Consider the following 4,039-nt stretch of genomic DNA (forward strand, 5'->3'; position numbering starts at 1 on the left):
AAATCTTTCAGCGAAATCCGGTAGATCAATAAAATCAACACCAAATCTTTCTTCAATCTCATTTAGCAATTCTACCAAAGCAATAGAATCATATTCTAGTTCACTAACAATATCTGTTTCCTCATCAAGAGCTATCTGTTTCCTGCATGGCATAAAACGGATTATAATATTTATTAACTCTATTTTTATTATATCCCTTGTAATATCATCTTTATTGTCATACTCTCTGTTCATATTTTTATTTAAAATCTCCCTCATTTTTTCACGCGACTTCCAATCAAGACGTTACACAATCCATTATGGAACAATTTTACTATTTATTACTCCGTTGTAAATATTCTTTTACCGCTTTTTCCGAATTAAACGGTGATACCTTAATAGAATAACTATCATCTTTCATTTTTTTAAACGTAGAATAATCCCCCAACTTCTCATTTGACAATACGAATTGTTGAAATCCTGTATCCATTTTCGACAAATCAATATCACCGAATTCTTCATCCGGTATATCCCACAAATACATGTATTTATAGTTCTTTTCATTAAATTGCCTTGCACTTTTTGCGGCATAAGAATCATTTTCAAAACTTTCATAACAATAAAAGTTCTTTCCATTATATTGAATATAAACAAGAACAGGATCACCTTCTATTGTAAAAGTAACTATATCCACACTCTTGTTTTCTCCCTGTTGTACTGACTCAATAAAATCATTCAGTTTTTCTTTTCTCAATGCATATGAACTTGTATTTACAAAAACGTCTGTTTCTTTTAAATCGTCAAAATTCATCGGATACTGTTCCAAATGTTTTTTCACCTTTTTCCTGTCGCGTCCCTGATACGATGTAACCTGCTTTTTCCTATAAATATCCGAAAATGCTCCCTCTGCAACCTTCTTTGTAATTGCCGGCAGTTTCACCTTCTCCCCTAATGTTCCGTGATTATATACCTCATATACCGTACTCATTACGACATATGGGGAACCCTGTATCTTTTCCCAATCTTCTTTGCGATATTCCTTCCAGCGAACACCCAGCTCCTGAAGTCTTTTTTGCAGCTTCGTCTGCTTCGGACAGTATACCGTCAGATCATTGGCGCAATTTAAAAATGCCTCTTTATCAATCGTAAGGGAAATATCATCATTCCAGTTTTCTATTACAATATTTTTCAACTCATAGCAATTCCGAAATGCTCCTCTGGCAATTTCAAAATCAGGAGAGGCATTTCTTTTCAGCTGATTAAAATCAAGCTTTAATGTTTCCCACGTTTCCCCTCCGTAAGTATCTGTAATCCGCTGAACATCCTTCCGCCGATCAACGATCAATGCTCCTGTTTCTTCTGTTTTCGTGATATTTTTCCCCTTGATCAGATATTTTTTATCTTTATATTTCTTAACCAAAAATCTGCGCCGCTCCAAAACAACACCATATTTCTGTGCAGTCACATAAATGAAATATGTATCATTGCTATTCCACCATTTCTCGCTGTCACTTCCCCACCAGAAGGACGCATTCCCTTTACTGAGTGCGTAGGTACGAAGCGGCATTATTTTTTCTCCCGCCTGCATTCTCTTCTCACATTTTGTCACGTTAAGCACCTTCCCCCTGGTGGTCGTGACCAAAATTGTCTTCCCTGCTGCAGATGACACCTGAAAGGTCGGATAATATCCTCCAAAGGGCATCTTATTCATGTCGTACACTTCCTGAATATCGATTTTAATATGACTCTTCTCCAAACCGGCCCAATACATAACGCTTCCCACAATGCCGCTTCTCATAATGATCCATAATAAAATAATTCCCACAAAAATACGTGTTATTAAAACGATCCATTTTATTTTAAATATCTTTTTCATCCACATATCCTGCCTTCCCATCACATCTGTAAACATCGGTTATAGATATGTGTCTTTTATTTCCAGAATGTTGCATGTAAAATTAACTACAACTTATCCTGAGGATTCCTAAAACCAGCTATCTGCAGGAATACTGACACCGAACCTCATCAGCATTCCCCGTATTCCCTCTTCAATTTCTTGCCGGCAGTAATTATTCTGTTCCAAAAAAATATCTTCTTTTTCATTCATATACCCATACACACTAAGAGCCATATCTAATATCGTATTATCCACTGTTCCTATATCTTTTAATGCCGCCTTTTCGACACTTCTTTTCCCTTCCATATACGCAAGCAGTTCATTTTCTGCCTCATTGATTTCCCCCCGGTCAATCTTTTGCAACAATCTTTGATAAAAATCTTCCTGTGCCGCATTTTCTATAAACTTCGGCTGCTTATATTTATCACTCCATGCCCCTGATATCAGTATCCCGACTAACCGCAAGGTTCCTGCAATGCTGTTTTTTAACCCATTATTTTCAAATTCCATACACGTCTCCTCTTATTTGAAACTGGCATAATCAAGCTTTCCATTATCACAATAATGAAATGCCTGAATCTTTCGAATCTGATACTGTTCCCTTCGAATCCCAAGCTGCCGCAGGTATTCTGTCAATTCCATTATATCAATATTTCTAAAATCCTTCGTCCTGATAAACAACAAAATCTGTTCGTCTAAAGCCTTTGAAACACATACCACCGGAATTGCCCATTTATTTTCTATACCTCTTTCCAGTTCATCCAGACTTATTCGTACTCCATTGCACTTTATAAATCTCTTTTTTCTACCAGTAATATAAAGATATCCTTCTTCATCAAGCTTACCCACATCTCCGGTATCCAAAAGATTGCTCTTCTGTCTCCATACAACTGCATCCTCTTCCAACTCCGCCCTTTCTTCCACATATCCCAGACATACATTTGCACCATGATAATAAATATCTCCGGCTCCTGTATGATCCCCATTTTTTATCTGAAAAAACCCACCAGATATTGCCCTGCCTACACTATTCATCTTTTCCGGATGCTGATCTAAAAAGAATGTACTCATTCTTGCTGTTGCCTCCGTCTGACCATACATAATTGCCAAATGTGTCTTAATCCCTCGCTGCCTCCTGTCATAAATCCACTCTAGCAACTTCTGTTTCATTTCGCAACTCATTGCTCCTCCTGCCTGCGTCAGAAGCCTCAATTCCTTCCATGGTTTGGATAGAATTCTTAAACAATCCAAAATCTCATAAGTATATGGAACACCACAAAAGGAGGTCACTCTGTGTTCCTCTAAAAAGTCCCAATATTCTCTCTGAAACATATTACCTTGCGGAAGCAAAAGTTCCGCATCTGCCAGTAAATGACTATTTACCACCGACAACCCATATACATAAGATATTGGAAGCATCACTCCTGCCCTGTCATTTTCATCAATTTCCAATGATTCAATAATTGCCTGCGCATTACTTCGAAGATTATCATAAGATAACGCCACAATCTTTCCATTTCCAATACTACCGGAAGTCACCATAAGTAATGCCAAATCATCATACAATCCATTCTGAAACTCCTGTATCCTTTGAAACTTTACATACTGATAGTATGAAGAACAGGTCTGATAATCCTCCTCTATTTCCGTGTACAAAGCAGACTCCAACTTTGCATCCCTGATTTTCTCCCGATCCATAAATATCTCATCCGGCATAAAACGATCTATCAATGCCGCTATATCGGAAACTCTCTTTGCGTTTCCTACCAAAAACACAGTATTTCTCTTTTTTATGTGATAGCAGTATAACGAAACAGCCTCCAAAGAATTATCACTGACTAGCAAAATCAGCTTTTTCCGAGAGGCTGTCTCTGAATATATTCTGTTTATATGTGTAATCTCTCTGCGTATCACAGTTTTGTTAATCACTGATCCACTCATTTGATTTCTCCAAAAACATTACTTTAAAATCATCCTGTCTTTATCCCACACGTTCTTCTGATTGTATTACTTTTCTTCCACAATCAGTTGTTTTCCAAACGTCAGGTCATCCGGCACAGACTTTCCCTCCTTATACTGAAAGAACCACTCCAACCCCTCCAATAACTGAAACTGCTCCTGCTTCTCCAGCTTTTTCCCGTCGGAAAATTGACGGGAAGCCAT

4 protein-coding genes are annotated in these 4,039 nt (G+C 37.6%); all 4 read right to left on the reverse strand.

The window, feature by feature from the left end; all coding sequences use genetic code 11:
* The coding region (locus tag H8704_RS13875) for an acyl carrier protein (RefSeq protein ID WP_249298659.1) at positions 1-258 on the reverse strand (258 nt) is incomplete at its 3' end.
* Positions 259-313: 55 nt separating this feature from the next.
* Complete coding sequence (locus H8704_RS13880) at positions 314-1,855, reverse strand: DUF4362 domain-containing protein (RefSeq protein ID WP_249298660.1); 1,542 nt, start codon at positions 1,853-1,855, stop codon at positions 314-316.
* Between the two features lie 108 nt (positions 1,856-1,963).
* A complete protein-coding gene (locus H8704_RS13885; RefSeq protein ID WP_249298661.1) occupies positions 1,964-2,386 on the reverse strand; it encodes a DUF6483 family protein in 423 nt (140 codons plus the stop codon).
* Positions 2,387-2,398: 12 nt separating this feature from the next.
* Positions 2,399-3,817 carry an AMP-binding protein gene (locus H8704_RS13890; RefSeq protein WP_249298662.1) on the reverse strand — a complete coding sequence of 473 codons (1,419 nt, stop codon included), beginning with the start codon at positions 3,815-3,817 and terminating at the stop codon, positions 2,399-2,401.
* Positions 3,818-4,039: the final 222 nt, after the last annotated feature.

The organism is Jutongia huaianensis (genome assembly GCF_014384985.1).
Classification (GTDB): Bacteria; Bacillota; Clostridia; order Lachnospirales; family Lachnospiraceae; genus Jutongia; species Jutongia huaianensis.

Bases quoted from the DNA above. Each gene is read 5' to 3' on its own strand.
- H8704_RS13880 (WP_249298660.1), bottom strand. From the start codon at position 1,855: ATGAAAAAGATATTTAAAATAAAATGGATCGTTTTAATAACACGTATT.
- H8704_RS13885 (WP_249298661.1), bottom strand. From the start codon at position 2,386: ATGGAATTTGAAAATAATGGGTTAAAAAACAGCATTGCAGGAACCTTG.
- H8704_RS13890 (WP_249298662.1), bottom strand. From the start codon at position 3,817: ATGAGTGGATCAGTGATTAACAAAACTGTGATACGCAGAGAGATTACA.